Origin of the sequence: Novosphingobium sp. SG754 (genome assembly GCF_013149315.1) — a bacterium.
GTDB lineage: Bacteria > Pseudomonadota > Alphaproteobacteria > Sphingomonadales > Sphingomonadaceae > Novosphingobium > Novosphingobium capsulatum.
Map to the genome: position 1 here is coordinate 649,976 of NZ_JABGCC010000001.1, position 25,693 is coordinate 675,668.

Sequence of the window (25,693 nt, forward strand, 5' to 3'; positions counted from 1 at the left end):
GGGAAAGATTGCATGTTCAAAAGGCGCGTTGTCGTTCCACTCGAAACCCGTTTCGCGCAGGCGGTGTTCGAGCAGGCGGCCGATGGCTTCCTGCTGATGCAGAATGGCCGGTTTACCCTGTGCAACGCTGCGGCGGAGCGCGTCTATCAGCGCCCCCGGCATGACATCATCGGCGCCTCGCCCGACATGCTGGCCGCGCCCTGCCAGATGGATGGCCGCCCCACGGGCGAGCACGTGGTGGAACGGATTGCCGAGGCGCAGCGCAACGGCTTTGCCCGCTTCGAGTGGCTCAACCTCGACGGCAAGGGCCAGCCGTTGCGCATGCTGGTGACATTGACGCCCATGGTGATCGACGGGGGCGATGCCCTGATGATCCAGGTGCAAAGCCAGGCCGAAACTTCTGCCGTGGTCGATGCCCTGCGTGAGGGGCTGGAGCGGCTGGCCGGTGGCGATCTCGATTGCCGGCTGACTCGCGCGTTCCGCCACGATTACGAATGCCTGCGCACCGCGTTCAATTCGGCGGTCGATGCCATGGCCGGGGCCATGCGCTCGGTCGGCGGGATTGCCGAACAGGTGGCCAATGGCTCGGCCGAGATACTCGCCGGCTCTGAAGATCTTTCCACCCGTACCGAACAGCAGGCCGCCGCCGTGGAAGAGGCTGCCGCCGCGCTGCGCCAGATCAACGAAAGCGTGCAGAAATCGGTGCAAGAGGCGGGCAACGCCAGCACCATGGTGCAAACGACGCTGGATGAGGCCCGCCAATCGGGCGAGGTGGTGGGACGCGCGATCGAGGCGATGGCGACGATCGAGAAATCGTCCCAGGAAATTGCCGAGATCGTGGGCGTGATCGATGCGATTGCGTTCCAGACCAACCTGCTGGCGCTCAACGCTGGGGTAGAGGCCGCGCGCGCAGGCGATGCCGGCAAGGGCTTTGCCGTCGTCGCCAGCGAGGTGCGCGCCTTGGCGCAGCGGGCGGGCGATGCCGCGCGCGATATCCGCGCCCGCATAGGCAGTTCCACCGAACAGGTTTCCAATGGCGTCGCGCTCGTCACCGCCACGGGTGACGCGCTGGAGCGGATTGCGGCCAGCGTCGGCGAAATCAACGATGTGATGCAGCGGATCAACGGCACGTCGAGCAACCAGGCGACAACCCTGGGTCAGATCAATGCCACCGTCCGCGATGTCGATTCGATCACCCAGCAGAACGCCGCCATGGCCGAGGAGGCCACGGCCACGGCCCGCAATCTGGCCGACCAGGCCAACGTGATGGCACGCGAACTGGCCAAGTTCCGCTTTGCCGGCAACCAGGCCACGGCGCGCGCCACGCCCGCGCCGCGTCCGATCGCTCCATTGCGACCGGCGTCGGTGCAATCGGCGGCAGCGGAAAAACCCCGGCTGGCGCCGGCCGTGGCGGCCGTTGCATCAGTGCCATCCGCGCCGCCTGCGCCAGTCCCCGCGCCCGCGCCCCGACCGCGGCCATCGGCTGCTCCGCGCAGTTCCGGCAATGCGGCTGTGGCGGAGGATGACTGGTCCGAATTTTGAGCGGCTTCAACGCCAGCAGCGGCATCCTTCAGTCTACGCCACGCGACAGCTCTGCCGCCGGCGTCAGCGTGCGCATCGCCGGATCGCGCGCAGAGCGGGGAGGTGCGCTGCCTTCCACCAGGCCGTCAAGCGCGCGCACGGCGTCGGTTACGAGCGGCACATCGGCCTTGCCGGCCACGCGCCAGGCATCGCCCTGCGCATCGCGACGCGGGCCATCGGGCAGGAGCCAGGCGGCATCGAGTGCGCCTAGCGCGGCCAGTACCTGCACCTTGGCAAGATAGGCGCCGGCCACCCCATCGTTGTAGGCGCTGCGCGCCTGAAGCAGTTCGCGTGCCAGTTGCAGCACGTCGAGCGTGGTGAACATGCCCGCCCGCTCTTGCAGCACGGCGCCATCATAGGCGTTTTGCGCAGAGGCCACCGCCTTGGCGAGAGTGTCGATCGCGGCGGTCTGGGCCTGCCAATCGTTCCATGCGCCGGCAAGGGCCGCGCGATTTTCGCGCAAGGTGGCGTCCATCAGGCGCCAATCGGCATCATTGGCCGCTTGCGCGGCGTGCACGCGCGCGGCGCGCTCGCCACTGTCAAACAGAGGGCCAGACAGCGTGACCACGCCCTTGATCTCGGTCTGGCGCAAGGTATCGGAATAGTTGGAAAAGCCGGCCGAGTAGGGCAGCAGGGCTGCCGTCCCCTGGAAATCGACGCGCGGGCGGCGCTCCGCTCTGGCCGCTTCCACGCTGGCACGCGAGGCGCGCTCGCGCTCCTGCGCGGCATGGATCAGCGGGTTATGCGTTTCGGCATAGGCATAGGCTTCTTCCAGATCGGCCACCGGCAATTGCAGCGGCGGTGGCGGCGCAAGATCGCCCGGCCGGGTGCCGATCATGCGCAGGAATGCAGCCTCGGCCGTGCCGGCGTCGCGCTGCGCGGCAAGCAATTGCACGCGGCCCAGTTCCACCCTGGTTTCCACCTGCTGGATATCGGTGGCCGTCACCTCGTGCGCGGCGAGGCGCGCGCGATTGTCGGTCAATTCGCGGGTCAGCGCGGCCAGGTTGTCTGCAGCGATGGCCACGGCCGTGCGGGTGCGGCGCAGGCCGACAAAGGCATCGGCCGCATCGAGCAGGGCCTGCTGTTCAGCCGATTGCATCACGGCCTGCTGATAGGCGGCCTGGGCGCGTGCGCCGCGTTCGTTGGCAAACGACCGGCCAAAGCTGAACAAGGGTTGGGTCAACACGGCCGTGGCGGTAGATGTCCAGCCGCTTCGGCCCAGAAACACGCCCTTGGCAATTTCGAACCGGTCGCGCGTCCAGCCATAGGTCAGGGCATAGTCCAGCTTGGGGCCATAGGCGGCGCGTGCCTGTGCCACGCCCCAGGCGCTGCTCTGCGTGCTGCTGCGCTGGGCCAGCAGGGCCGGCGATGTCCAATAGGCATAGCGCAGGGCATCGGTCAGCGTGGAAACCGGCCGGCCTGACAGCGCGCCTTCGGCGATGTCTGCCGGGGTTTCGGGCGGCAGGCCGGCGCTGCGATCGATATCGACTGCCTCCTGCGCCCGAGCGGTGGGCATAAGCAGGGCCAGCGCGGCCGTGGCGCAGGCCCTGTGCAGGTTTAGGTGCAGGTTTAGGCGCAGGCGTGACCGGCGCACGCAGACGGGGCGCAGATGGCGCAGGGCAGGGCGCATGGCGAAAATCCCCCTCAATTGTCGCGGAAAGCGCGCATGAACTGGTCACGCAGCGGCTTGGTGACATAGGACAGCAGCGACCGGTTGCCGGTCTCGATATAGGTTTCGGCGGGCATCCCGCTGCGCAGCGCCAGCCCCTCACGCGCCACGGCCGCCTGGTCCACCGCAATGCGCACGGTGTAATAGGCCTGACGCGTTTCCTGGTTGTCTGTCCGATCGGTGGCGACATAGATCACCCGGCCGGGAATTTCCGGGGTCGCGGCGCGGTTGAACGCGGAAAACCGCACTCGTGCCGCCTGGCCCACGCGCACCTGGTCGATGTCGGTGGGGCTGACCGAAGCTTCGACGACCATGACATCGTGATCGGGTACGATTTCCATGATCGGTTCGGCCGGCCGCACGACATCGCCGATCGCGGCAAAGGCGATCTTTTCGATCGTGCCGGAATAGGGCGCGCGGATCTCGCTGCGGTCCTTCTGGTCGGACGCGCTGACCTTGCGCAACTGCTGCTGGTTGAGCGCGGTATTGACCTGGGCCAGATCGGTGCCGGCTTGGACGCGCCGGGTCTGCACCGTCTGGATCGATTGCTCTTGCGCCTCGTTAATGCGGGCGCGGGTCTGGGCGATCTGCGCCTGTAACTGTGCCACTTGCCCGTCGATATCCACGGCCGTGCGTTCCAGCTGGTTCAGGCGGTTGATCGTGACCAGCTGCTTGTCCCACAGATCGCGCACCCCCTGGCGTTCGGGCTCGATCAGGTGGCGTTGCTGGCGCAGGGCATCGATCTGGGCTTGAAGCCCGGTGATCTGCTGGTTGTATTGCGCCACGCGCGCGGCGAGCTGGGCACGCAACTGGCCTTCTTCGGTCTGGCGCATGGCGAACAGGTGCTGTTCGTCGGCCATGGCCTTGCCCGCGCTGGGGTTGCCCGCTCGCAAAAGATCGGCCGGGAAGACCACCTGGCCCAGGCCCAGCCGCTCTGCCTCAAGCCGGGCTTTCTGCGCCAGCAGCTGTTCCACGGTGAGGTTGGAATAGGTGGCATCAGCGCCGGTCACGCGGTCATCCAGCCGCATCAGCAGTTCACCCTGGCGCACATGCTGGCCATTGATCACCGCGATCGTGGTGATCACGCCCCCGGTGGGATGGGCAATGCGCTTGACCCTGCTTTCCACGCCCACCTGGCCACCGCCGATCACCGCGCCACCGATAGGCACGATCGCAGCCAGGGCGAACAGCAGGGCCATTAGTCCGGCGAGTGCAAACACCAGCCGCACCAGCAGGCGTGGGGCAAGGGGGCGCGGCGCGCTGGGCTGGTCGATCCACAGTGCCGGCAGCAATTGCCGCATGGCCTCGGGAGAGAGCGGGGCGTTCATCGTGCGGCCTCCTGCGCCAGTCGGCCCGGCGCCGGGGCACTGGCCGTGGCGGTGCTGTCGTTTGCCTGCAGAGTGCGCTGCATCACCGCATCACGTTCGCCGAAATCGACAAGGCGGCCATTCTGCATCACCGCGACATGGCTGATCGGGCCGAGCGTGGCCGGGCGATGGGTGATCATGATGACGATGCCACCCCGCTGGCGCATGTCCATCACCGCGCGGTTGAGCGCGGCATCACCCACGGCATCAAGGTTGGAGTTGGCCTCGTCCAGGATCAGCAGATGCGGGTTGCCATAAAGCGCGCGGGCCAGGCCCACCCGCTGGCGCTGCCCGGCGGAAAGCTCGCTGCCCCCGGCGGAAACCTGGGTGTCATAGCCATCGGGAAGCGCCAGGATCGCCTCGTGCAGGCTGGCGGCGCGCGCCGCGGCCATCACCCCGTCGGACGTTGCGGCCGGATCGAACCGGGCGATGTTCTGGCCCACCGTGCCATCGATCAGATCGACCGTTTGCGGCACATAGCCAAAGGCACTGCCCAGCGCTTCGGCATCCCATTGGTCGGGCGTGGCGCCATCCAGCCGCACCTCACCACGCTGCGGTTTCCAGATGCCCAGGATGCCACGCACCAGCGTCGTCTTGCCCGCGGCGCTCGGGCCGATCACGGCCAGGGCCTGGCCAGGTTGCAGCGACAGCGACACGCCCTGGACGGTGAAGCGCTGCGTGCCCGGTGGTGCCACCCACAGATCGCGCAGGGCAAGTTCTCCGCGCGGGCGATCGAGTGTCACCTGCCGTTCGGGCGGGCGGCGGAACGTGGTGATCGCCTGGACGATCCGGCCCCAACCGCTGCGTGCGGCGACGAGCCCTTTCCAGTTGGCAATCGCGGAATCGACCGGTGCCAGGGCGCGGCCCGAGAGCACCGAGGATGCCAGGATCACGCCGCCGCTGGCCTTGTCATCGATCACCAGCAGCGCGCCCACGGTCAGGATGATCGATTGCAGCAGCATGCGGAACGTGCGGCTGGCGCCACCCAGGCGCGAGACGGTGCGCGCCAGTGCCGATTGCGCGGTAATGAACTGGCTTTCCCAGCCAGAGGTGCGCGACACCAGGCGATCCTGCATGCCCATGGCAAAGGCGGATTCGGCGAAGCGGATTTCGGAAAGCGTGGCGGCGCTGCGCTGTCCGGTGATCATCGCCAACTCGCGCGAGGCGGTTTGCGTGCGGCGGTTGGACAGCAGCGCCAACACTGCCATCACCATGACCCCGGCCAGCGCGGTCAGGCCCAGCCACCAGTGCAGTGCGGCCAGCACCACCAGGAACATCACCACCCAGGGCAGGTCGATCAGCGCAACCGGGCCGGCGCCAGCCAGAAATGTGTGCACCGCGTCCAGGTCGCGGGCAAACTGCAGGCCATCGCCCTTGTCCGGCCCCGCGCGCAGCGGGCGGGCGACCGTGGCATAGTGGACAGCACCGAACAGATCATCGTGCACGCCATTGGCAACGCCCAGCAGCGCCTCTGCCCGAATTGCCTCGAAAACCGCTTGAAATACGTAGATCAGCACCAGCATGACAAACAGCCCCACCAGGGTGGGAATGCTTCGGCTGGGCAGAACCGAATCGTAAACCAGCATCATGTAGCCCGACCCGGCAAAGACCAGGACGTTCAACAGCAGGCTGGCCACGGCGACCAATCCAAGATTTCCGCGATATCTGCGCAGGAACAGGCGCAGCATTTGCCGATCCACGTTGTAACACCCCCACAAGGCCCTTGTTGCCTTGCAGGTATAGCAGCGCGGCATCAGGCCATTTCGGCAGATGCTTCCGGCTCGGAACTATAACGCTGTGATCAGGCCCGTTACGTGGCGTTTCAGGCGGCTTCTGCCGCCGTGCAGGCGCGGGCGCCAACGATCAGCATCTCGCACCAGACCCCGCGCGGATCGAACATGAGATCGACCGCTTCGAGCCCCGGCTGCGCGCGCAGCAGGTGCGATCCCGTGCCCTGGTGGGCCGGTGGGCTGACCAGCGGCCCACCCGATTCCTTCCACAGCAGGTAGAGCCGGTCACCATCGGGTGCCAGAAACCAGCGCAGATCGACCCAGCCGGCGGGATCGGACAGCGCGCCGTGCTTGATCGCATTGGTGCACAGCTCGTGCACCGCCATGATCAGCGGAATGCAGCTTGGCTCGGGCACTGTGCAGGGAGTGCCGCTCAGGCGGATGCGCGATCCCTGGCCGAAGGGGCCGATAGTGCGCTCGATCAGTTCGGGAAGATGCCCTTCGGCTTCGGTGCCGATGCGCAGCAGGTCGCTGGCTTTGGCCAGGCTGTCCAGACGATGGGAAAACTCGCGGAAGAAATCGAGCGGGTTTTCGGCACGTGGCCCGCGCGCCGACAGGGCCTGGATGATCGACAGCAGGTTGCGGCTGCGGTGGCGCAATTCGCGGTTGAAGGTGTCCTGCTGGCGCGTGAGGGCATCAAGCTCGCGCACAGTGGTGCGCGCCACGATCGCCATGCCCATGACCAGGACCACGCAGGCGGCGCCCACCAGCAGCGACACGAGCGGCCGACCGTGCCAGGCGATGCCCATGATCGATCCGGCAAACAGCCACTGCGCCACGGCAAACGAGCCGAACACGGCCAGCATGGCAAAACCCTGTTCCAGCAGCAGCGCGGCGATCAGCACCGTGGGCCAGAACGCGAGGAACGGCATCACCGCAGGTTGCGGCTCTATCACCAGGCGCAGGAGCGACGGCACGAACACCAGAAGGGCGCACAGGATCGCCTGTTGCAGTGCGCTGCGCTGCCGGATCAGCGCGGCGCGCATCATGCCGGAAACCCCGGTCAGAACTTTCATCTGCGCCCCTTTGACCCTGGCCGCGCCGGGCGAATCCCTGCGGCGGATCTTTGTAAAACAGTGTTAACGCCATTGCCGGCGAACCGCAGCCCTTTTTCCGTTTGCGCCGGGCCAATTGGCCCAAATAACTAGGCCGTAAACTCATAAATCGCACGCCCGAGGTTTGAGGCCAAAGGCCCCGTCGCGAGGAGAAAGCGCGCAGGAATATCCTACATATTTCAAGTGCTTTCGATGCTGCTAGGGGGCCTTTGGGTCAAATCCCGAAGGGACGCCAAAATGGCTTCCATCTCAGCCCAAAGTGCCCTTGCAAAGGCCACCAGCCTTCGCGGCGGTCACTTTGGCCCGATATGTTCGCCATTTTGGCGCCTCGGGCGTGCCATTTATGAGTTTACGGCCTAGGGCTGGCGGGGGCGGGACAGCCTTAATGCGGCCTCGATCTCCAGCAGGCTGCAGAGCAAGGCGCGCTCTTCCAGGCCAAGCGCCTGGCTGCGTTGCAGCGTGGTGCGGCACAGTGCGAGCAGGCTGGCGGGATGCCGCGCTAGCGTGGCGCGGAATGCGTCCAGCGAGGGCGGGGTGGTGGGCAGATCTGCTGGCGACCCGGCCGGAACGATCAAGGCGTCTTCGGGGGCGGCGGCGGCGCGCACGCGCCATAGGACGGCAACCGCCCGGTCCACCATCGCGCGCACCAGATCGCCTGCCGCCTCTCCCGATGCGCGGGCTTTGAGTTTCTGGCGATAGCGGCGTTGCCGTTCGGCATTGGTCAGGGCCATGACCCTGCCTAGACGGGGTTTGGCAAGGCTTGAAAAGCCCGGTCAGCCCCTTGCGTAACCATCCCTATCGATGGCTCCTGCACCACTTATCCCTCGCTTTTGCCGCTTTTGACATGCGTCAAGGAGGCGGCGCGCGGCTGGGCTATCTTGCACAGGTGGCCCGATCCGTCACCGGACCAGGGCGGATGGGCATGGAGGATGCAGCGATGACCAACCCTGAAAGTATGGCACTGCGGCGCGGGATCGCCGGCACGCTGCTGTTCGATGGTGAACTCGCCAGCCGCGGTTTCGAACTCAATGCCATGTGCTTTTCATTCAACGACACGGCCAATCGCGCCGCATTCCTGGCCGACGAAGACGCGTACTGCCGGCGCTATAACCTTACGCTCGAACAGCGCGATGCGGTGGCGCGGCGCGATGTGCTGGCGATGATCGAGGCAGGTGGCAATGTCTATTACCTGGCCAAGCTGGCGGGCATTTTTGGCCTCAACGTGCAAGATCTCGGCGCCTTGCAAACCGGCATGAGCGTGGCCGAATTCAAGCAATACCTGCTCGACCAGGGCGAGGCCGCGGGCTGCGCCCCGGCCAGCAATGACGTGGGAGTGGCGGCATGAGCGCGCAGATCATCGGTGGTTATTTCAGCAGCCACGTTCCCGGCATCGGCGGCGCGATTGCGCGCGGCGCCCAGGCAGAGCCCTATTGGAAGCCGTTCTTCGATGGCTATCCACCGGTGCGAACGTGGCTGGCGCAGGCGCGCCCGGACGTGGCCATTGTGTTCTACAACGATCATGGGCTCAACTTCTTCCTCGATGCCATGCCCACGTTCGCGGTGGGCGCGGCGGCGGCCTATCCCAACGAGGATGAAGGCTGGGGCCTGCCGGTTTACAAGACTTTCCAAGGCGATCCCGGGCTTTCCTGGCACATTATCGAGGAACTGGTCGGCAGCGGGTTCGATATCACGATGTGCCAGAAGATGAAGGTCGACCACGCCCTGTCGATCCCGTTCGAGCTCGCCTATCCCGACGTGGCGGCCTGGCCGGTGAAGATCGTGCCGATTGCGATAAACACCGTGCAATACCCGCTACCCTCGCCGCAGCGCTGCTATGATCTGGGCCGTGCCGTGCACCGCGCGTTGCAATCCTGGCAGGATGATACACGCGTGGTGGTGATCGGATCGGGCGGCTTGTCGCATCAGCTGGATGGCGCGCGCGCCGGGTTCATCAATGCCGACTATGACCGCTTCTGCCTCGATCACCTGGCCAACGATCCCGAGGCGCTGTTGCGCCATTCGACGGAAGAGGTTGCCGCGATCGCCGGCACGCAAGGGGTGGAGATCGTCAACTGGATCGCCGCACGTGGCGCGCTGGGCCAGGGGCCGCATGCCGAAGTGACGCGGAATTATCACATCCCGATCAGCAATACGGCCGCAGCAACGCTGGTGTTGACCCCGACCTGACAGCTTGGCAGGTTTGGCCCGTGCCCGTGGCATACGGGCCGATAGGCCGGCGCGTCTTCCTGGGGGGGAGGGCGCGCCGGTTCTCTTTGACAGCCCTCGCGGTGGTCTACGGTCTTAGTCTGCCATATCGTTGACGGCCATGAGGGCCAGCTCGGTGCGGTTGTCGATGCCCAGCTTCTGGTACATGGCGTGAAGGTAAACCTTCACGGTGCCTTCGCCGATATTCAGTTCCGCGCCGATATCGCGATTGCGCATGCCGCGCGCCACCAGGCGGGCGATGCGCCGCTCGCGTGGGTTCAGGCGATCGAGCGGCCCGGTGCCCTCGGGATGAAGCGACAGGTCAAGCGCGCGCTGCAGAAGGTCTGCCGAAATGGCCCGTTCGCCTTCCTCCACCTTGGCCAGCACATCGATCAGTTCATCGCCGGCGCCATCCTTGGAGACGATGCCCTCGACGCCCGCGCGCATCACCGCCAGCAGATTGCGATCGGTCAGTTCGGCAGTCAGCAGCACGACCCGCCGCCGATCGCCCCGGGCCCGCAGCGTTTCGAGCACCTGGACCCCGTTCATGCCGGGCATGTTGATATCCAGCACGACGATTTCGGGATCGTGGGTGGCGATCGCGTCCAGCGTTTCCTCGCCGCTGGCCGTGGCGGCGACCACTTTGAAGCGGCTGTCGCGCAGCACGGCGGCAACGCCGGCGCGGATAAAGCCGTGGTCGTCAGCAACAAGGATCGTGGTCATGCCTTCAGGCCTGTCATGCATTGATGCGGGTGGGCACTTCGATATCGAGGCGGGCGCCCGGGCGCAGATGGTTGTTGGAATGTTCGGCGATGCGCACACGGCCACCCAGTGCCGCCACGCGCTCGGTGATCGAGCGCGGCTGGCACAACTGGCCCGCCCCTGGAAAGCCAACCCCGTCGTCTGCAATCGTAACGGTCAGGGTGGACCCGTCGTGGTCGAGCGAAATCATCACTTCGCTGCACTGGCCATGTCGGGCGGCATTGGCAACAGCCTCGCGCACCATTTGTCGCAATTCATAGGCAAGATGGATAGGCACCGGCAGCGGGCCGGTCTGTCCGTCAAAGCGGATCTGGACGCGCCAGTGGGCCGACATTTCCTCGACCAGGCTGCGCAATTCCTCGGTCACGTCGGCAGCGCGATCACCGTCCTCGCCGCGGCGCAGGCGGTCGATCATCACGCGCAACTGCGCCTGCTCGCGGCGCAGCGCTTCCTTCATCGCCACGATTTCGCCCTCAGGGTCCTTGCCGTCGCGCAGGCGGCGACGCAGCGCTTCGAGCCGGAACATCGTGCCGGCCAGGAACTGTACCACACTGTCGTGCAGGTCGCGCGCCAGGGCATTGCGCACTTCGGCCACGGCAGAGCTCTTGGCCAGGGTGGCCATTTCCTCGCGGTCGAGCGCCAGGCCGATCTCGCGCACCAGGGCGCTCATCCACGGCAGGTCGTCCACCGCCATGGCGGGAATGCCCCAGACCAGCAGTTGCCCCTGGCTCGAAACAGAACTGAACGTGGCAAGAATGCCTTCGTTGACGCCACAGATCTCGGCCAGCGGAATGGCGGCAGTGCTGCGCTCGATTACCAACTGGTGCTCCGCCGGCAGGCCGATGCGGCGCGCGCGCTGGCGATCGAACAGGGTGGGGGGGGCAGGCATGGCCAGGGCCGTGGACAGGGCGCTCGGGCCCTGGCGCTCGCTCGTGACGCGGCCATCGTCCTCGATCAGCAGATCGATCCAGGGCTCGTCACCCCAGGCCACCGCAAGGGCCGCGCCGCGTGCCCCCATGGTGAGGCAGGCCTGGCGCAAGGCGCTGGCCAACACGCGGTTGCGGCGCGCGCCGGGAGGGCCGGCTGGTTCGGGCAGGGTCACCACGCGCCGCCCGCGCTGGCGGCTGGCCAGCCACAGCATCAGCATCGACACCACGACCATGCAGATCAGCCCACGCACGAAGCGCAGCGGATCGGGGGCGGCCCCGCCAAGCGTCAGCATCCCGGCCGGCACGATCGCGGCAAAGAACAGGCCCATGCCGGTCGTCGCCACGCCGATCGTGCCCCAGCGCACCAGGGCAACCAGCAGCAGAAACGTGCCGAACACCAGAAACGGCCCGGTCAGCACGCCTTGCGGGCGCTCGGTAAAATAGATCGCGCCGGCAAATGCCACGAAATCGATCACCTGCGCGGCCGGGGCCAGGCGGCAATCATACCACCAATCCGTCCAGGCCGCGCAGGCGAGGATGATGACCCAGAAGACATAGCCACCAGCCAGTATCCGGGTGATGCCGGGATTGCGCAGCGCCACATCGGGAGAGAACACGATGCCGGCCATGAACATCGCGGCCATCGTCAGCCGGCACAACGCCAATACCTTGCCGCTGCGCCGCGCGTACATGTGACGGATCTCCAAGCCTGCGGTCTCCCTATGGAAAAGGATATGTGGCGCCCATCGCGGATATGCAATCGGATTGCGCTCCCGGCGGGTGGGCTTTTACGTTAACCATTGTTACAGGGGGCTATGCCATCGACCATGCTTGCCGGTTCATGAATACCGATACGGGGCACCGACTTGACCCGGCGCTGATTCGCAGCTTGTGGGTTGCGGGCTGGCATGCACTTGGCGCTGCGGATAGGATGGGAGGCAAGTCATGACCGGATCGCCTTCCTCTTCCTCGCCGCTTGATGCGTTGACGGCCAAGCAGCGTGAGGTGCTGAACCTTCTGATCCAGCACAAGACCTCGAAGGAGATATCCCGGATACTGGGTATCTCGCCCTATACGGTCGATCAGCGCATTCTGCTGGCACGGGGCAAGCTGGGCGTCACCTCGCGTAGCGAAGTGGCTCAGGCATATAGGCTTTTGCTGGAAGAAACCGGGTCTGCCAGGGTATCCGTAAAACCCGTATATGGTTCGCAGGATGTCGCCAAGGTCATCATTCCGACGCACAAGGACAGCGAAGGACAAGACGAGCCCGAAGCCCCGGTAGACGAAGGTGGCGATGATGGGGATCATCCCACCACGCAAGCGTCCGCCACCATGGACCAAGGGTATCATCGTGTCCTTCCGGAGATGTTCGACGGACCTTACGGGACGCTGATGCGACTGGGGGCAACGGCCCTTATCGCGATGGTCCTGATCCTCACCGTCCTGGGTGGGCTGACGATGTTCTCGCAGTTGTCCAGGATCGTGGATCGTTAACCTGTCGGATCTCCTCCGCATCAACATGGGGACGGCACCGGTGGTGTCGTGTGGAGGCAGATGACGATGACCAATACCAAGCACAACAATACGGTTCGGGCCGCGGTGGCTGGCGCGATGACGCCGGCGGTTGCGCAACTGCGCGTAACCCGCGATCTGCACGAGGCGGAAGCGGCGCTGGACGAGGCGCTGATCCGCCAGGCCAACCTGCTTTCTTCGATGGTGTCTGCGCGGCGTGAGGCGGGGCTGCCGCCGTTCCTCGGGCAGGATGCGCTGATGCGCCTGCTCAAGAGCCAGCAGGCGATGGTCGATGCGGGTGGCGAATTGGCGCGCGTGCACGGCCGGCTCAGTGCCATTGCGGCCGAAACCATGGGCGGCAATGACGAATGCCCCAAGACCGCGACGCTGGTCGATCCGGCCGATGCGTCCGGTGGGGTGATGGCGCCCCTGGCGCACGCAGCCTGACCTTGTCTCCGGCATGGGTATGGAGGATGTGACGGCCGATGCTCTCGCTCTGGCTACCTCGCATTCTCCTGGCCTGCGCCGTTCTGTTCGCCGCCCGCAAGGGCGGCGAACCTGAACAGTCGGTGGCGGCGATCCTGCTCGCGACATTCGCGCTCGACGTTGCCAACCACGCAATCTTCGGAGATCCCGCATGGTTTGCGGTCAATCCCGGTCACCTGGTGATCGATCTTTGGGCGTTCATCGTCCTGCTGTGGGTGGCCTTGCGCGCCAACCGCGCCTGGCCATTGGCCGTCAGCGCGGCGCAGGCGCTGGTCGTGCTCGGCCACGCCGCCAAGTTGTGGGAGCTGGCCATGGTGCGCAAGGCGTACTGGGTGATGACGCAGGTTCCCTTCTCGTTGCAACTGCTGCTGCTGATCTTTGGCACGGCCGCGCACATGCACCGCGCGCGCCGGCTGGGCGACTATCATGGCTGGCGGCTGACCTGATCGCTGCAGCCATGCTGACTCCAGCGGGGAGGGCGGCATGACGGTGCGATCGATGCGAGCCGCCGCGCGCCGAAGTGATGGAGTGCAGGGCATGACCTTTCGAAACGAGCAGATCATGGCAGCAGCAGCACCCACTGCCGGTGTGCCGCGCCCGGCCATCCCGGCGCCAGCGCTGGCGATGGCTCGCGAAGTCTATGCCGCGCGGCGGCGGCGCGAACGGTTCCTGGCGGCAGACCTGTTTGGCGAGCCAACCTGGGATATCCTGCTCGACCTGTTCATCGCCGCGGCAGAGGCGCGCCGCGTGCCCACGACCAGCGCCTGTATCGGCGCCAACGTTCCGCCCACCACGGCGCTGCGCTGGCTGCGCATCCTGGAAGCGCGCGGCCTGGTGGAGCGCGAGGACGATGGTCGCGATGGCCGGCGCACGTTCGTGTGCCTGACCGCGCGCGGCCTGGCGGCGATGACCGATCTCATGCTCAACTGGCAGGCAGCGATGGGTGCAGTCGCGCAGTCCACGCTCGCAACTGACCAGCCACGCCCGGCGCCGGCCTTTTCCTTTGAAATGACTGCTGACTGAAGACCAGGCTGATGTCTGGCAGGCGTGTAGCAAAGCCCGGCTGCTTGCAGCCGGGCTTTGCTGCCTAAGGGCTAGGCCCTATTCATCCAGCTCCCAGCGGATCGAGCCGAGGTAGATGCCCGTGGTGGCCGCACCACTAGCATCGGTAGCGACGGCGAACCGCGCACGGCTGGCGATGCGTGCGCAGGCCGTAGCGTCCAGCAGATCGTGCCCGCTGCTGGCGGTGATCGCGCAATCGGCGACGCGCCCGTCGCGGCCGATCGTTAGCCGAAACCGGGTTACGCCGGTCCAGCCCTCGCGCACCGCCTGGCCAGGATAATCGTTGCGCGTGACCCAGTCGCCGGGATTGCCCTTGGGTGTGGCGCGCTGTGGGGTGGCCTGGGGCTGCGGTTCGGGCGGCGGCGGGAAGAACGGCTCGGTTGGCCGGATCACCACGGGTCCGTCGTCGATCTGCGGCAGCGTACTCGGGCCAGTTTGGGGCAGCGGATTGGCCGGGGCCAGCTTGTCGATGACCGGCGGCGTGGTGTCGATATGCGTGGGCGCGGTTGGCGGTGGCTTGCGCTCGGGCGTTGGGGCTGGTTTCGGCGGCGGGGGTGGCACATAGGTCCAGTTGTTCCCCTGTAAGGTGTGGTGGATCACCGCGGTAATCGCGCCGCCCGCGAACGTGGTGAGGAGTGCGGCGCCCACCCCCAGATGGAGCAGGCCGACCGCAAGGCCGATGCGCAGCGAAGGACGACGGGCAGTCTGATCGACGTAAGCCATGCGTTTCTCCTCTCAGCCATGTACCGGCGGCCTGATTGTGCCTGCCGGGCAACGCCTGCGCGCTCCAAGCGCGTGGGGCGGGCGTTGCAAGGGTGATGGTATCACATGCCTCGTTGTGACAAAGTGAAATCTCAACCGCGCTGGTAGTAATTGCGTCGTGGCGCCTGCCTTGACCGGATCGGCCCTTTGGCGTAGGGGCGCACTCGTTCCGGTATGCATTTGCGTGCTGCCGGCCAGTTAAAGAGCTGAACATTGCCGGTGCGCATGGGGCTGCAAGTGGCGGTAATCCGCCATGGGTGGCCCTTTTCCCTTTGGGTTGGATCTTGCCGAATCGGCAAGGGCGCCTGCCGGGATGCCAGCCGTCAAAGTAACCCGGTGCCGTTGGCCTGGGTGGAGTGTTTTCGGCTCATTCGATGCGTCATGCGCTGCGGCCTCGTGCTGCGCAGTGCCGACCCATTGCATGAGGCGTCTTTCCTTCACCTGTTCCGGCGTTGCCATAACCAAGGTGAAGAGTACTTCATGCCTACGATCAACCAGCTGATCCGCAAGGGTCGCGTCCCGCAGAAGGCCAAGAGCAAGGTCCCTGCGATGGAGCAGAACCCGCAGAAGCGCGGCGTTTGCACCCGCGTCTACACGACCACCCCGAAGAAGCCGAACTCGGCTCTCCGCAAGGTCGCCAAGATCCGTCTGACCAACAGCCGCGAAGTCATTTCGTACATTCCCGGCGAAGGCCACAACCTGCAGGAACACTCCGTGGTGCTGATCCGCGGCGGCCGTGTGCGCGACCTTCCCGGCGTGCGCTACCACGTGCTGCGCGGCGTGCTCGACACGCAGGGCGTCAAGGACCGCAAGCAGAGCCGTTCGAAGTACGGCGCCAAGCGTCCGAAGTAATGGTGGCCGCAAGCGCGGCTGGTGGGGGCAGGTGATGCTCCGCCAGGCTGCCTTGCCGGAATGAGCGGCTGGCCTTGAAGCTGGCCCGATCAGAAGGAATTCAACATGTCACGTCGTCGTCGTCCGGAAAAGCGGGTCATCCTGCCCGATCCGAAGTTCGGTGATCAGGTTCTGTCGAAGTTCATGAACAACCTCATGCTCGATGGTAAGAAGTCGGTTGCCGAAAGCATCGTCTATGGCGCTCTCGACACCATGCAGACCCGTGCCAAGGCTGACCCGGTTCAGCTGTTCCACGATGCGCTGAACAACGTGAAGCCGCACATCGAAGTGCGTTCGCGCCGCGTTGGTGGTGCCACCTACCAGGTTCCCGTGGAAGTGCGCCCCGAGCGCGCCCAGGCCCTGGCGATTCGCTGGCTGATCACGGCCGCCCGCAACCGTTCGGAAACCACCATGTCGGCCCGCCTGTCGGCTGAACTGCTGGATGCCGCCAACAACCGTGGCAACGCCGTGAAGAAGCGCGAAGACACCCACCGCATGGCCGACGCCAACCGCGCGTTCAGCCACTACCGCTGGTAAGCTTCCGAAAAACTGGTCACGTGGCCGTCTTCAAACGGTCACAGCAGTAACCATATGGGGTGGGCTGGAGCAATCCGGCCCTTCCCGAACCCAAGGAACACACCATGGCCCGCAGCCATCCGCTCGAGCGTTACCGCAACATCGGTATCATGGCGCACATCGACGCCGGCAAGACGACGACGACCGAGCGCATCCTTTACTACACCGGCAAGTCCTACAAGATCGGCGAAGTGCACGACGGCGCTGCGACGATGGACTGGATGGAACAGGAACAGGAACGCGGCATCACGATCACGTCGGCCGCGACGACCTGCTTCTGGAACGACCACCGCATCAACATCATCGACACCCCCGGCCACGTCGACTTCACCATCGAAGTCGAACGTTCGCTGCGCGTGCTCGACGGTGCGGTTGCGTGCTTCGACGGCGTGGCCGGCGTTGAGCCGCAGTCGGAAACCGTGTGGCGCCAGGCTGACAAGTACGGCGTGCCGCGCATGTGCTTCATCAACAAGCTCGACCGCACCGGCGCCAACTTCAAGTACTGCGTGCAGTCGATCATCGACCGCCTCGGTGCCAAGCCTGCCGTGCTCTACATTCCGATCGGTCTCGAAGCCGATCTGAAGGGCCTGGTCGACCTGGTCAATAACCGCGCGATCATCTGGAAGGACGAATCGCTCGGCGCCGAATTCTTCTACGAAGAAATCCCGGCTGACCTGGCTGACGAAGCCGCGATCTACCGTTCGGAACTGATCGAACTCGCCGTCGAACAGGACGACGAGGCGATGGAAGCCTATCTCGAAGGCAACGAGCCCGACGCCGAAACGCTCAAGAAGCTGATCCGCAAGGGCACGCTGAACCACTCGTTCGTGCCGGTGTGCTGCGGCTCGGCGTTCAAGAACAAGGGCGTGCAGCCCCTGCTCGACGCCGTGGTCGACTACCTGCCTTCGCCGCTCGACATTGAAGACGTCCAGGGCGTCAAGGTCGACAGCGACGAGAAGGACAGCCGTCCGCCCAAGGACGACGCGCCGTTCTCGGCTCTGGCGTTCAAGGTCATGAACGACCCGTTCGTCGGCTCGCTCACCTTCATCCGCATCTATTCGGGTACGCTCACCAAGGGCACCTACCTGAACTCGGTGAAGCAGAAGAAGGAAAAGGTCGGCCGCATGCTCGAAATGCATGCCAACGACCGCAAGGACGTGGACGAAGCGTTCGCTGGCGACATCATCGCGCTGGCCGGCATGAAGGAAACCACCACGGGCGACACGCTCTGCGCCGAACGCGCGCCGATCGTGCTCGAACGCATGGAATTCCCCGAGCCGGTTATCGAACTGTCGGTGGAGCCCAAGACCAAGGCCGACCAGGAAAAGATGGGCATCGCGCTCAATCGCCTGTCTGCCGAAGATCCCTCGTTCCGCGTCTCGACCGATCACGAATCGGGTCAGACGATCATCAAGGGCATGGGCGAACTGCACCTCGACATCATCGTCGATCGCATGCGTCGCGAATTCAAGGTGGAAGCCAACGTGGGCGCGCCCCAGGTGGCCTACCGCGAATACCTCGCCAAGCCGGTGGACCTCGACTACACGCACAAGAAGCAGTCGGGTGGTACCGGTCAGTTCGGCCGCGTGAAGGTCAAGATCACGCCGGGCGAACGCGGTTCGGGCATCATCTTCAAGGATGAAATCAAGGGCGGTAATATTCCCAAGGAATATATCCCCGCGATTGAAAAGGGCATGCGCGAAACGGCAGCCACCGGTTCGCTGGTTGGCTTCCCGATCATCGACTTCGAAATCCTGCTCTACGACGGTGCTTACCACGACGTCGACTCGTCGGCCCTGGCCTTCGAAATCGCCGGTCGCGGTGCCATGCGTGAAGCGGCCCAGAAGTCGGGCATCAAGCTGCTCGAGCCGATCATGAGCGTCGAGGTCGTGACCCCTGAGGAATTCATGGGTGACGTGATCGGCGACTTGAACTCGCGTCGTGGCCAGATCCAGGGTACCGACAGCCGGGGCAACGCCCAGGTCGTCGACGCCATGGTGCCGCTCGCGAACATGTTCGGCTACGTGAACCAGCTGCGTTCTTTCACGCAGGGTCGCGCGCAGTACACCATGCAGTTCTCTCACTATGACGAAGTTCCGGCGAATGTCGCGGCTGAGGTCAAGGAGAAGCTTGCCTGATCACTCTGATCAGGCTAGGGGCGGCGCCTGATTCCGTCGGGTGCCGTACCCCGCAGAATTCACAGACAAGCGAATAGAAGGTTTGAACAATGGCCAAGGCTAAGTTTGAGCGGAACAAGCCGCACTGCAACATCGGCACCATCGGTCACGTTGACCATGGCAAGACCACGCTGACCGCAGCGATCACCAAGGTCCTCGCCGAAACCGGCGGCGCGACGTTCACGGACTACGCGAACATCGACAAGGCTCCTGAAGAGCGCGAACGCGGCATCACCATCTCGACCGCACACGTCGAGTATGAAACTGCCAACCGTCACTACGCGCACGTCGACTGCCCGGGTCACGCTGACTATGTGAAGAACATGATCACCGGTGCCGCCCAGATGGACGGCGCGATCCTGGTCGTGAACGCTGCTGACGGCCCGATGCCGCAGACCCGCGAGCACATCCTGCTCGCTCGCCAGGTCGGCGTGCCGGCTCTGGTCGTGTACATGAACAAGGTTGACCAGGTTGACGACGAGGAAATCCTCGAACTCGTCGAACTGGAAGTTCGTGAACTGCTCTCGTCGTACGACTTCCCGGGCGACGATATTCCGATCGTCAAGGGTTCGGCTCTGGCCGCTCTCGAAGGTCGCGACGACAACATCGGCAAGAACTCGATCACCGAGCTGATGGCCGCTGTCGACAGCTACATCCCGCAGCCGCCGCGTCCGACCGACAAGCCCTTCCTGATGCCCGTCGAAGACGTGTTCTCGATCTCGGGTCGCGGCACCGTGGTGACCGGCCGTATCGAAACCGGCATCGTCAAGGTGGGTGAAGAAGTCGAAATCATCGGCCTCAAGGACACCCAGAAGACCACCGTCACCGGCGTGGAAATGTTCCGCAAGCTGCTCGACCAGGGTGAAGCTGGCGACAACGTCGGCGCCCTGATCCGTGGCATCAAGCGTGAAGAAGTCGAGCGTGGCCAGGTTCTCGCCAAGCCCGGTTCGGTGACGCCGCACACCGAATTCGCCGCCGAAGTCTACGTGCTGTCGAAGGACGAAGGTGGCCGTCACACGCCGTTCTTCGCCAACTACCGCCCGCAGTTCTACTTCCGCACCACCGACGTCACCGGTGAAGTGGTTCTCCCCGAAGGCACCGAAATGGTGATGCCGGGCGACAACCTCACCCTGTCGGTCAAGCTGATCGCGCCGATCGCCATGGACGAAGGTCTTCGCTTCGCCATTCGCGAAGGCGGCCGGACCGTCGGTTCGGGGGTTGTCAGCAAGATCACGAAGTAATATAGGCGCCGGACCGGCGGGAGATTCGCTCTCCCGCCGGACGGTCTTTTTGATCAGTCGCCCCGCTTTCTCCCCATCCATCGGGAGGGGATCAGAGGGTAGGGCGGCTGGTTTTTGTTTTCGCTCTTTCGCATCGGTAAACGGACATGGAAGCCCAGAACATCCGCATTCGCCTTAAGGCCTTCGATCATCGCGTACTGGACCAGGCCACTGGTGAAATCGCGGACACCGCCCGCCGCACCGGCGCCCTGATTCGTGGTCCCATTCCGCTGCCGACCCGCATCGAGAAGTTCTGCGTCAACCGCGGTCCGCACATCGACAAGAAGTCGCGCGAACAGTTTGAAGTCCGCACCTACAAGCGCCTGCTTGACATCGTGCAGCCCAACGCTGCCACTGTCGACGCGCTGATGAAGCTGGACCTCGCTGCCGGCGTGAACGTCGAGATCAAGCTGGCCTGATGCCAGCGCCCTGGCCCCGCCCCCACATGCGTGGCGGGCAGGGCGGCTTGACCGAGCCTCATCGGTTTCCAGTTTTGGGTCACTTGTGATCCATCATCTCTTCCGGCCCTGAGGCTGGCTTGGCGGAAAATTCGTTCTGCCGCGACAAAAGGGATACCTCCGGCCTCCTGCCGCTGCCTTCGGGCGCGGCGCCAAGGGTCGGGAAAGCGTCCCCCGTTCGCTCCTGTTCAGGCAGGGGCACTCAGCCCGGACGGGGCATGCTTCTTATACGGGCTGAACACGCCTTTGGGGGATGGGCCCTCGAAGGCCTCTGTGAGGAGTATGAGATCATGCGCACCGGCGTGATCGCGAAGAAGGTGGGTATGACCCGCCTGTTCCAGGAAGATGGTCGGCACGTGCCGGTCACCGTCCTTTCGCTTGAAGATTGCCAGGTGGTTTCGGTCCGCACTGCCGAACGTGACGGTTACGTCGCGCTTCAGCTGGGTGCTGGCGAAGCCAAGCAGAAGAACGTTGCCAAGCCGCAGCGCGAGCACTTCGCCAAGGCAGAAGTGCCGCTGAAGATGCAGGTCGCCGAGTTCCGCGTCGCTGATGACGCGCTGCTCGATGTCGGTGCCAGCATCGCCGCTTCGCACTTCGTTGCTGGCCAGTACGTGGACATCACCGGCCACACCCAGGGCAAGGGCTTTGCCGGCGCCATGAAGCGTTGGGGTTTCGGCGGTATGCGCGCCACGCACGGCGTGTCGATCTCGCACCGTGCCCACGGTTCGACCGGTAACCGCCAGGATCCGGGTCGCGTCTTCAAGAACAAGAAGATGGCCGGCCACATGGGCGACCGTCAGCGCACCCAGCAGAACCTCGAAATCGTTCGCACCGACGATGCGCGCGGCCTGATCTTCGTCAAGGGCTCGGTCCCTGGCGCGAAGAACGGCTGGCTGCTCGTTCGTGACGCGGTCAAGGTCGATCGCCACGCGCAGGCGCCTTATCCCGCCGGTCTCAAGGCCGCCAACACCAACGAACAGGCCGCTCCCGAAGCCGCCGATGGCCAGGAGGGCTAAGTCGTGAAGGTTCAAGTCCTCAATCTGGACGGTTCGGCCGCCGGCGACGTGGAACTCGCAGATGACGTGTTCGGTCTCGAACCGCGCGCCGACATCCTGCACCGCGTTGTGACCTGGCAGCTGGAAAACCGTCGTGGCACGGCCCGTGGCGCTCGCGAGCGTTCGGATGTTGCCCGCACCGGCAAGAAGTTCGGCCGTCAGAAGGGTGGTGGTACCGCTCGTCACGGCGACCGCAAGGCCCCGATCTTCATCGGCGGTGGCAAGGCCCATGGTCCGCGCGTTCGTGACTTCAGCGTTTCGCTGAACAAGAAGGTGCGCGCTCTCGGTCTCAAGATGGCGCTCTCGTCCAAGGCCCAGAACGGCCTGGTCGTGATCGACAGCCTGGAACTGACCGATGCCAAGACCAAGGCGCTGGCCGGTACACTGGCCAAGGCCGGCTTCGGCAAGAAGGTGCTCGTCGTGGATGGTGAGCAGGTCAACGAGGGCTTTGCCCGCGCTGCCCGCAACATCGTCGGCGTCAACGTGCTCCCCGCCATCGGCGCCAACGTCTACGACATCCTGAAGCATGATACGCTGGTGCTGACGCGCGCCGCGGTCGAGAAGCTGGAGGCGCGTTTCAATGGCTAAGGACGCAATCGACACGCGTCACTATGACGTGATCGTGGCTCCCCACATCACCGAAAAGGCGACGCTGCTGAGCGAAAACAATGCCGTGGTCTTCAAGGTTGCCGAAAAGGCGACCAAGCCGGAGATCAAGGCGGCGGTGGAAGCTCTCTTCAATGTCACGGTCACCAAGGTGAACACGCTGACCCAGAAGGGGAAGACCAAGCGCTGGAAGGGCAAGCCCTACAAGCGCACCGACGTCAAGAAGGCCGTCGTGACCCTGGCCGCGGGCCAGTCGATCGACGTCACCAGCGGTATCTGAGGCGAAGGCATAGACCATGGCACTCAAGAGCTATAACCCGACCAGCCCCGCACGCCGCGGCCTGGTCCTCGTCGACAAGTCGGCTCTGTGGAAGGGCAAGCCTGTCAAGGCTTTGACCGAAGGCAAGAGCAAGACCGGCGGCCGCAACAACAAGGGCCACGTGACCAGCCGCGGTATCGCGGGCGGCCACAAGCAGAAGTACCGCTTCATCGACTTCAAGCGTCGTAAGTGGGACATGCCGGCCACTGTCGAGCGTCTGGAATACGATCCCAACCGCACCGCGTTCATCGCCCTCGTCACGTACGAAGACGGTGAGCAGGCCTACATCCTGGCGCCGCAGCGCCTGGCCGTGGGCGACGTGGTGGTTGCCGGTGAGAAGACCGACGTGAAGCCTGGCAATGCGATGCTCCTGTCGCAGATGCCGGTTGGTACCATCATCCACAACGTGGAAATGAAGCCGGGCAAGGGCGGTCAGATCGCCCGTTCGGCCGGTACCTACGTCCAGCTCGTCGGTCGTGACCGCGGCATGGTGATCGTTCGCCTGAACTCGGGCGAGCAGCGCTACCTGCGTGGCGACTGCATGGGCACCGTCGGCGCCGTGTCTAACCCCGACAACTCGAACCAGAATCTTGCCAAGGCCGGTCGTAACCGCTGGCTTGGCCGTCGTCCGTTGACGCGCGGTGTGGCAAAGAACCCGGTCGACCACCCGCACGGTGGTGGTGAAGGCCGCACCTCGGGTGGCCGTCATCCGGTCACTCCGTGGGGCAAGCCGACCAAGGGCGCCCGCACCCGTCACAACAAGAAGACGGACAAGTTCATCATTCGTTCGCGCCACGCGAAGAAGAAGAGGTAAGACCCCATGGCACGTTCCGTCTGGAAGGGCCCCTTCGTCGACCTGCACCTCCTGAAGAAGGCCGAAGTGGCCCAGGATGCTGGCAGCCGCGCTGGCCCCATCAAGACCTGGTCGCGTCGTTCGACCATCATCCCGCAGTTCGTTGGTCTGACGTTCAACGTCTACAACGGGCAGAAGTTCATCCCCGTCTCCGTGAGCGAAGAGATGGTCGGCCACAAGCTTGGTGAATTTGCGCCGACGCGCAACTTCCCCGGCCACGCCGCTGACAAGAAGGGTAAGCGCTGATGAGCAAGTCTGCTGCTCCCCGCCGGGTCGGTGACAAGGAAGCTCTGGCCGTCAACACGAACATTCGTGGTTCGGCCCAGAAGCTCAACCTGGTTGCTGCCCTGATCCGCGGCATGAAGGCTGAAGACGCCCTCAATGTCCTGTCCTTCTCGAAGAAGGCCATGGCGGTTGACGCCCGCAAGGTGCTCGCTTCGGCGATCGCCAACGCGGAAAACAACCACAACCTGGACGTCGACGCGCTCGTCGTGGCGGAAGCCTCGGTTGGCAAGTCGATCACGATGAAGCGCTTCCACACCCGTGGTCGTGGCAAGTCGACCCGCATCCTGAAGCCGTTCTCGCGCCTTCGGATCGTCGTCCGTGAAGTCGAGGAGGCCTGAACCATGGGTCACAAGTCGAACCCCATCGGTCTGCGTCTGCAGATCAACCGCACCTGGGACAGCCGCTGGTACGCCGAAGGGCGCAACTACCAGCAGCTGCTGAAGGAAGACCTTCAGATCCGCAAGTTCATCGTCGAGAGCCTGCCGCAGGCAGCGATCTCGAAGGTGGTGATCGAGCGTCCGGCCAAGCTGTGCCGCATCTCGATCTACGCGGCCCGTCCGGGTGTGATCATCGGCAAGAAGGGTGCGGACATTGAAAAGCTCCGCGCCAAGCTTGCCAAGCTGACCAACAGCGACGTGAAGCTGAACATCGTTGAAATCCGCAAGCCGGAAATCGATGCCAAGCTCGTTGCCCAGGGCATTGCCGACCAGCTCGTCCGTCGCGTGGCGTTCCGCCGTGCGATGAAGCGCGCTGTTCAGTCGGCGCTGCGTCTTGGTGCCGAAGGCATCAAGATCACCTGCGGTGGCCGTCTCGGCGGGGCGGAAATCGCCCGCGTCGAATGGTACCGTGAAGGTCGCGTTCCGCTGCACACCCTGCGCGCGCACATCGACTACGCCGAAGCCGAAGCCCACACCGCCTACGGCGTGATCGGCATCAAGACCTGGATCTTCAAGGGCGAGATCCTGGGTCATGACCCGCTGGCGCAGGACCGCCTGATGCTTGAGGCACAGACCTCTGGCGTCCGTCCGGCGCGCTGAGGCTTGAGGATAGGCTAGCACCATGCTGCAACCCAAGAAGACCAAGTTCCGCAAGGCGTTCAAGGGCCGTCTCCACGGCAACGCCAAGGGCGGCACCGACCTCAACTTCGGCTCCTATGGCCTCAAGGCCATGGAACCGGAGCGGGTCACCGCTCGTCAGATCGAAGCGGCTCGCCGCGCGATCACCCGCCACATCAAGCGCCAGGGCCGTCTCTGGATCCGCATCTTCCCTGACCTTCCGGTGACCAAGAAGCCGGCAGAAGTCCGTCAGGGTAAGGGCAAGGGTTCGGTGGAATACTGGGCTGCCCGCGTGAAGCCCGGCAAGATCCTGTTCGAGCTCGACGGCGTCGCCGGCCCTCTGGCCGCCGAAGCTTTCAGCCGCGCTGCGATGAAGCTGCCGATCAAGACCAAGGTTGTGGCTCGCCTCGGCGATACCTCGCACCTTGGTGGCGAGTAAGGAGTAGGAATGATGGCTAAGTTCGAAGACCTCCGCGTCAAGAGCGACGACCAGCTTACTGCTGACCTCGCCGAGCTGAAGCGCGAACAGTTCAACCTGCGCTTCCAGGCGGCGACCAGCCAGCTGGAGCGTCCGGCGCGCATCAAGGAAGTGCGCCGCGACATCGCGCGGATCAAGACCTTGCAGGGCGAGCGTGCTCGCACTGCCAAGGCTTAAGGAGACACACGATGCCCAAGCGTATCCTGATCGGGACCGTGGTTTCCGACAAGACCGACAAGACCGTGGTCGTGAAGGTCGAGCGCAAGGTGAAGCACCCGCTGTACGGGAAGATCATCCGTCGCTCGAAGAAGTATCACGCCCACGATGAGGCGAATGCCTTCAAGACCGGCGAGACGGTGCGGATCGAAGAGACCTCGCCGTACTCCAAGCTCAAGACCTGGAAGGTTATCGACCGGGTTCTGGCTGGGAAGACCGCCGCGATCGAAGCGGACGTTTGACAAAACGTCCGTTCTCGGTCTT

Annotated in this window: 30 protein-coding genes; 22 read left to right on the forward strand and 8 right to left on the reverse strand. The window is 64.7% G+C overall.

Features of this window, described 5'->3' with window-relative positions; genetic code table 11:
- Positions 1-12: 12 nt before the first annotated feature.
- The gene (locus tag FHW97_RS02985) at positions 13-1,542 is read left to right on the forward strand and encodes a methyl-accepting chemotaxis protein (protein ID WP_171797934.1); all 1,530 of its coding nucleotides are present in this window, start codon (positions 13-15) and stop codon (positions 1,540-1,542) included.
- Between the two features lie 28 nt (positions 1,543-1,570).
- Here the strand turns inward: FHW97_RS02985 and FHW97_RS02990 are convergent, their stop codons facing one another.
- From FHW97_RS02990 to FHW97_RS03010, 5 genes are all read right to left on the reverse strand, one after another.
- Entirely contained in the window at positions 1,571-3,097 is a 1,527-nt protein-coding gene (locus FHW97_RS02990; protein WP_171797935.1) for a TolC family protein, read from the reverse strand.
- Between the two features lie 128 nt (positions 3,098-3,225).
- Entirely contained in the window at positions 3,226-4,578 is a 1,353-nt protein-coding gene (locus tag FHW97_RS02995; protein WP_171797936.1) for an HlyD family type I secretion periplasmic adaptor subunit, read from the reverse strand.
- Complete coding sequence (locus tag FHW97_RS03000) at positions 4,575-6,317, reverse strand: type I secretion system permease/ATPase (RefSeq protein ID WP_171797937.1); 1,743 nt, start codon at positions 6,315-6,317, stop codon at positions 4,575-4,577. Before FHW97_RS03000 ends, FHW97_RS02995 begins: the two co-directional genes overlap by 4 nt.
- A gap of 122 nt (positions 6,318-6,439) precedes the next feature.
- Positions 6,440-7,423 (reverse strand): sensor histidine kinase, encoded by a 984-nt coding sequence (locus tag FHW97_RS03005; RefSeq protein ID WP_171797938.1) that lies wholly within the window; start codon positions 7,421-7,423, stop codon positions 6,440-6,442.
- 395 nt (positions 7,424-7,818) lie between these two features.
- Positions 7,819-8,193: a hypothetical protein gene (locus FHW97_RS03010; protein WP_022674796.1), complete on the reverse strand. Its 375-nt coding sequence runs from the start codon at positions 8,191-8,193 to the stop codon at positions 7,819-7,821.
- Positions 8,194-8,306: 113 nt separating this feature from the next.
- Between FHW97_RS03010 and FHW97_RS03015 the strand changes: the two genes are divergently transcribed.
- Entirely contained in the window at positions 8,307-8,807 is a 501-nt protein-coding gene (locus FHW97_RS03015; protein WP_253941530.1) for a protocatechuate 4,5-dioxygenase subunit alpha, read from the forward strand.
- A complete protein-coding gene (locus FHW97_RS03020) occupies positions 8,804-9,649 on the forward strand; it encodes a class III extradiol dioxygenase family protein (RefSeq protein ID WP_022674798.1) in 846 nt (281 codons plus the stop codon). Before FHW97_RS03015 ends, FHW97_RS03020 begins: the two co-directional genes overlap by 4 nt.
- Positions 9,650-9,763: 114 nt before the next feature.
- Here the strand turns inward: FHW97_RS03020 and FHW97_RS03025 are convergent, their stop codons facing one another.
- Together FHW97_RS03025 and FHW97_RS03030 are read right to left on the reverse strand one after the other, a co-directional pair.
- Positions 9,764-10,390, reverse strand: coding sequence for a response regulator transcription factor (locus tag FHW97_RS03025; protein ID WP_022674799.1), 627 nt, complete (start codon positions 10,388-10,390; stop codon positions 9,764-9,766).
- Between the two features lie 13 nt (positions 10,391-10,403).
- A complete protein-coding gene (locus FHW97_RS03030) occupies positions 10,404-12,050 on the reverse strand; it encodes a sensor histidine kinase (protein ID WP_171797939.1) in 1,647 nt (548 codons plus the stop codon).
- Positions 12,051-12,303: 253 nt separating this feature from the next.
- Here FHW97_RS03030 and FHW97_RS03035 point away from each other — a divergent pair, with 253 nt between their 5' ends.
- The 4 genes from FHW97_RS03035 to FHW97_RS03050 all read left to right on the forward strand — a co-directional run bounded on the left by FHW97_RS03035 (position 12,304) and on the right by FHW97_RS03050 (position 14,379).
- Positions 12,304-12,852: a helix-turn-helix transcriptional regulator gene (locus FHW97_RS03035; protein ID WP_054130543.1), complete on the forward strand. Its 549-nt coding sequence runs from the start codon at positions 12,304-12,306 to the stop codon at positions 12,850-12,852.
- A gap of 66 nt (positions 12,853-12,918) precedes the next feature.
- Complete coding sequence (locus FHW97_RS03040; RefSeq protein ID WP_231627512.1) at positions 12,919-13,317, forward strand: hypothetical protein; 399 nt, start codon at positions 12,919-12,921, stop codon at positions 13,315-13,317.
- Positions 13,318-13,355: 38 nt separating this feature from the next.
- Positions 13,356-13,802, forward strand: coding sequence for a hypothetical protein (locus FHW97_RS03045; RefSeq protein ID WP_022675070.1), 447 nt, complete (start codon positions 13,356-13,358; stop codon positions 13,800-13,802).
- Between the two features lie 91 nt (positions 13,803-13,893).
- On the forward strand, positions 13,894-14,379 hold the full coding sequence (locus tag FHW97_RS03050) for a winged helix DNA-binding protein (protein WP_370525281.1): 486 nt from the start codon (positions 13,894-13,896) through the stop codon (positions 14,377-14,379).
- A 78-nt stretch (positions 14,380-14,457) separates the two neighbouring features.
- Here FHW97_RS03050 and FHW97_RS03055 read toward each other — a convergent pair whose 3' ends face one another.
- The gene (locus FHW97_RS03055) at positions 14,458-15,141 is read right to left on the reverse strand and encodes an energy transducer TonB (RefSeq protein WP_168351687.1); all 684 of its coding nucleotides are present in this window, start codon (positions 15,139-15,141) and stop codon (positions 14,458-14,460) included.
- Positions 15,142-15,660: 519 nt separating this feature from the next.
- On the opposite strand from FHW97_RS03055, the gene rpsL reads away from it, so the two are divergent.
- The 15 genes from rpsL (at position 15,661) to rpsQ (ending at position 25,671) form a co-directional block, all read left to right on the forward strand.
- Positions 15,661-16,032: a 30S ribosomal protein S12 gene (gene rpsL, locus FHW97_RS03060; RefSeq protein ID WP_022675067.1), complete on the forward strand. Its 372-nt coding sequence runs from the start codon at positions 15,661-15,663 to the stop codon at positions 16,030-16,032.
- A gap of 105 nt (positions 16,033-16,137) precedes the next feature.
- The gene (gene rpsG, locus FHW97_RS03065; protein ID WP_022675066.1) at positions 16,138-16,608 is read left to right on the forward strand and encodes a 30S ribosomal protein S7; all 471 of its coding nucleotides are present in this window, start codon (positions 16,138-16,140) and stop codon (positions 16,606-16,608) included.
- A 104-nt stretch (positions 16,609-16,712) separates the two neighbouring features.
- Positions 16,713-18,785, forward strand: coding sequence for an elongation factor G (gene fusA / locus FHW97_RS03070; protein ID WP_028657518.1), 2,073 nt, complete (start codon positions 16,713-16,715; stop codon positions 18,783-18,785).
- A gap of 89 nt (positions 18,786-18,874) precedes the next feature.
- A complete protein-coding gene (gene tuf, locus FHW97_RS03075) occupies positions 18,875-20,065 on the forward strand; it encodes an elongation factor Tu (RefSeq protein ID WP_022675064.1) in 1,191 nt (396 codons plus the stop codon).
- A 146-nt stretch (positions 20,066-20,211) separates the two neighbouring features.
- Positions 20,212-20,523 (forward strand): 30S ribosomal protein S10, encoded by a 312-nt coding sequence (gene rpsJ / locus FHW97_RS03080; RefSeq protein WP_011444906.1) that lies wholly within the window; start codon positions 20,212-20,214, stop codon positions 20,521-20,523.
- A 329-nt stretch (positions 20,524-20,852) separates the two neighbouring features.
- Positions 20,853-21,578: a 50S ribosomal protein L3 gene (gene rplC / locus FHW97_RS03085; protein WP_022675063.1), complete on the forward strand. Its 726-nt coding sequence runs from the start codon at positions 20,853-20,855 to the stop codon at positions 21,576-21,578.
- Positions 21,579-21,581: 3 nt separating this feature from the next.
- Positions 21,582-22,205 (forward strand): 50S ribosomal protein L4, encoded by a 624-nt coding sequence (gene rplD / locus FHW97_RS03090; protein ID WP_022675062.1) that lies wholly within the window; start codon positions 21,582-21,584, stop codon positions 22,203-22,205.
- Positions 22,198-22,503, forward strand: a complete 306-nt coding sequence (locus tag FHW97_RS03095; RefSeq protein WP_022675061.1) for a 50S ribosomal protein L23 — start codon at positions 22,198-22,200, stop codon at positions 22,501-22,503. Before rplD ends, FHW97_RS03095 begins: the two co-directional genes overlap by 8 nt.
- Positions 22,504-22,519: 16 nt before the next feature.
- On the forward strand, positions 22,520-23,356 hold the full coding sequence (gene rplB / locus FHW97_RS03100; protein WP_022675060.1) for a 50S ribosomal protein L2: 837 nt from the start codon (positions 22,520-22,522) through the stop codon (positions 23,354-23,356).
- Between the two features lie 6 nt (positions 23,357-23,362).
- The gene (rpsS, locus tag FHW97_RS03105) at positions 23,363-23,641 is read left to right on the forward strand and encodes a 30S ribosomal protein S19 (protein WP_022675059.1); all 279 of its coding nucleotides are present in this window, start codon (positions 23,363-23,365) and stop codon (positions 23,639-23,641) included.
- The gene (gene rplV / locus FHW97_RS03110) at positions 23,641-24,018 is read left to right on the forward strand and encodes a 50S ribosomal protein L22 (RefSeq protein ID WP_022675058.1); all 378 of its coding nucleotides are present in this window, start codon (positions 23,641-23,643) and stop codon (positions 24,016-24,018) included. The genes rpsS and rplV overlap by 1 nt, the downstream gene beginning before the upstream one ends.
- A gap of 3 nt (positions 24,019-24,021) precedes the next feature.
- Positions 24,022-24,717: a 30S ribosomal protein S3 gene (rpsC, locus tag FHW97_RS03115; protein WP_022675057.1), complete on the forward strand. Its 696-nt coding sequence runs from the start codon at positions 24,022-24,024 to the stop codon at positions 24,715-24,717.
- A 22-nt stretch (positions 24,718-24,739) separates the two neighbouring features.
- Positions 24,740-25,174, forward strand: a complete 435-nt coding sequence (gene rplP, locus FHW97_RS03120; RefSeq protein WP_022675056.1) for a 50S ribosomal protein L16 — start codon at positions 24,740-24,742, stop codon at positions 25,172-25,174.
- Positions 25,175-25,183: 9 nt separating this feature from the next.
- The gene (rpmC, locus tag FHW97_RS03125; protein ID WP_022675055.1) at positions 25,184-25,390 is read left to right on the forward strand and encodes a 50S ribosomal protein L29; all 207 of its coding nucleotides are present in this window, start codon (positions 25,184-25,186) and stop codon (positions 25,388-25,390) included.
- Positions 25,391-25,401: 11 nt separating this feature from the next.
- Entirely contained in the window at positions 25,402-25,671 is a 270-nt protein-coding gene (rpsQ, locus tag FHW97_RS03130) for a 30S ribosomal protein S17 (protein WP_022675054.1), read from the forward strand.
- Positions 25,672-25,693 lie beyond the last annotated feature (22 nt).

What these genes read in the sequence shown, in the direction of transcription:
- FHW97_RS02985 (WP_171797934.1), top strand. Translation starts at nt 13, where the DNA reads ATGTTCAAAAGGCGCGTTGTCGTTCCACTCGAAACCCGTTTCGCGCAG.
- FHW97_RS02990 (WP_171797935.1), bottom strand. Translation starts at nt 3,097, where the DNA reads ATGCCCACCGCTCGGGCGCAGGAGGCAGTCGATATCGATCGCAGCGCC.
- FHW97_RS02995 (WP_171797936.1), bottom strand. Translation starts at nt 4,578, where the DNA reads ATGAACGCCCCGCTCTCTCCCGAGGCCATGCGGCAATTGCTGCCGGCA.
- FHW97_RS03005 (WP_171797938.1), bottom strand. Translation starts at nt 7,423, where the DNA reads ATGAAAGTTCTGACCGGGGTTTCCGGCATGATGCGCGCCGCGCTGATC.
- FHW97_RS03010 (WP_022674796.1), bottom strand. Translation starts at nt 8,193, where the DNA reads ATGGCCCTGACCAATGCCGAACGGCAACGCCGCTATCGCCAGAAACTC.
- FHW97_RS03015 (WP_253941530.1), top strand. Translation starts at nt 8,307, where the DNA reads ATGCGTCAAGGAGGCGGCGCGCGGCTGGGCTATCTTGCACAGGTGGCC.
- FHW97_RS03020 (WP_022674798.1), top strand. Translation starts at nt 8,804, where the DNA reads ATGAGCGCGCAGATCATCGGTGGTTATTTCAGCAGCCACGTTCCCGGC.
- FHW97_RS03025 (WP_022674799.1), bottom strand. Translation starts at nt 10,390, where the DNA reads ATGACCACGATCCTTGTTGCTGACGACCACGGCTTTATCCGCGCCGGC.
- FHW97_RS03030 (WP_171797939.1), bottom strand. Translation starts at nt 12,050, where the DNA reads ATGTACGCGCGGCGCAGCGGCAAGGTATTGGCGTTGTGCCGGCTGACG.
- FHW97_RS03035 (WP_054130543.1), top strand. Translation starts at nt 12,304, where the DNA reads ATGACCGGATCGCCTTCCTCTTCCTCGCCGCTTGATGCGTTGACGGCC.
- FHW97_RS03040 (WP_231627512.1), top strand. Translation starts at nt 12,919, where the DNA reads ATGACCAATACCAAGCACAACAATACGGTTCGGGCCGCGGTGGCTGGC.
- FHW97_RS03045 (WP_022675070.1), top strand. Translation starts at nt 13,356, where the DNA reads ATGCTCTCGCTCTGGCTACCTCGCATTCTCCTGGCCTGCGCCGTTCTG.
- FHW97_RS03050 (WP_370525281.1), top strand. Translation starts at nt 13,894, where the DNA reads ATGACCTTTCGAAACGAGCAGATCATGGCAGCAGCAGCACCCACTGCC.
- FHW97_RS03055 (WP_168351687.1), bottom strand. Translation starts at nt 15,141, where the DNA reads ATGGCTTACGTCGATCAGACTGCCCGTCGTCCTTCGCTGCGCATCGGC.
- rpsL (WP_022675067.1), top strand. Translation starts at nt 15,661, where the DNA reads ATGCCTACGATCAACCAGCTGATCCGCAAGGGTCGCGTCCCGCAGAAG.
- rpsG (WP_022675066.1), top strand. Translation starts at nt 16,138, where the DNA reads ATGTCACGTCGTCGTCGTCCGGAAAAGCGGGTCATCCTGCCCGATCCG.
- fusA (WP_028657518.1), top strand. Translation starts at nt 16,713, where the DNA reads ATGGCCCGCAGCCATCCGCTCGAGCGTTACCGCAACATCGGTATCATG.
- tuf (WP_022675064.1), top strand. Translation starts at nt 18,875, where the DNA reads ATGGCCAAGGCTAAGTTTGAGCGGAACAAGCCGCACTGCAACATCGGC.
- rpsJ (WP_011444906.1), top strand. Translation starts at nt 20,212, where the DNA reads ATGGAAGCCCAGAACATCCGCATTCGCCTTAAGGCCTTCGATCATCGC.
- rplC (WP_022675063.1), top strand. Translation starts at nt 20,853, where the DNA reads ATGCGCACCGGCGTGATCGCGAAGAAGGTGGGTATGACCCGCCTGTTC.
- FHW97_RS03095 (WP_022675061.1), top strand. Translation starts at nt 22,198, where the DNA reads ATGGCTAAGGACGCAATCGACACGCGTCACTATGACGTGATCGTGGCT.
- rplB (WP_022675060.1), top strand. Translation starts at nt 22,520, where the DNA reads ATGGCACTCAAGAGCTATAACCCGACCAGCCCCGCACGCCGCGGCCTG.
- rpsS (WP_022675059.1), top strand. Translation starts at nt 23,363, where the DNA reads ATGGCACGTTCCGTCTGGAAGGGCCCCTTCGTCGACCTGCACCTCCTG.
- rplV (WP_022675058.1), top strand. Translation starts at nt 23,641, where the DNA reads ATGAGCAAGTCTGCTGCTCCCCGCCGGGTCGGTGACAAGGAAGCTCTG.
- rpsC (WP_022675057.1), top strand. Translation starts at nt 24,022, where the DNA reads ATGGGTCACAAGTCGAACCCCATCGGTCTGCGTCTGCAGATCAACCGC.
- rplP (WP_022675056.1), top strand. Translation starts at nt 24,740, where the DNA reads ATGCTGCAACCCAAGAAGACCAAGTTCCGCAAGGCGTTCAAGGGCCGT.
- rpmC (WP_022675055.1), top strand. Translation starts at nt 25,184, where the DNA reads ATGATGGCTAAGTTCGAAGACCTCCGCGTCAAGAGCGACGACCAGCTT.
- rpsQ (WP_022675054.1), top strand. Translation starts at nt 25,402, where the DNA reads ATGCCCAAGCGTATCCTGATCGGGACCGTGGTTTCCGACAAGACCGAC.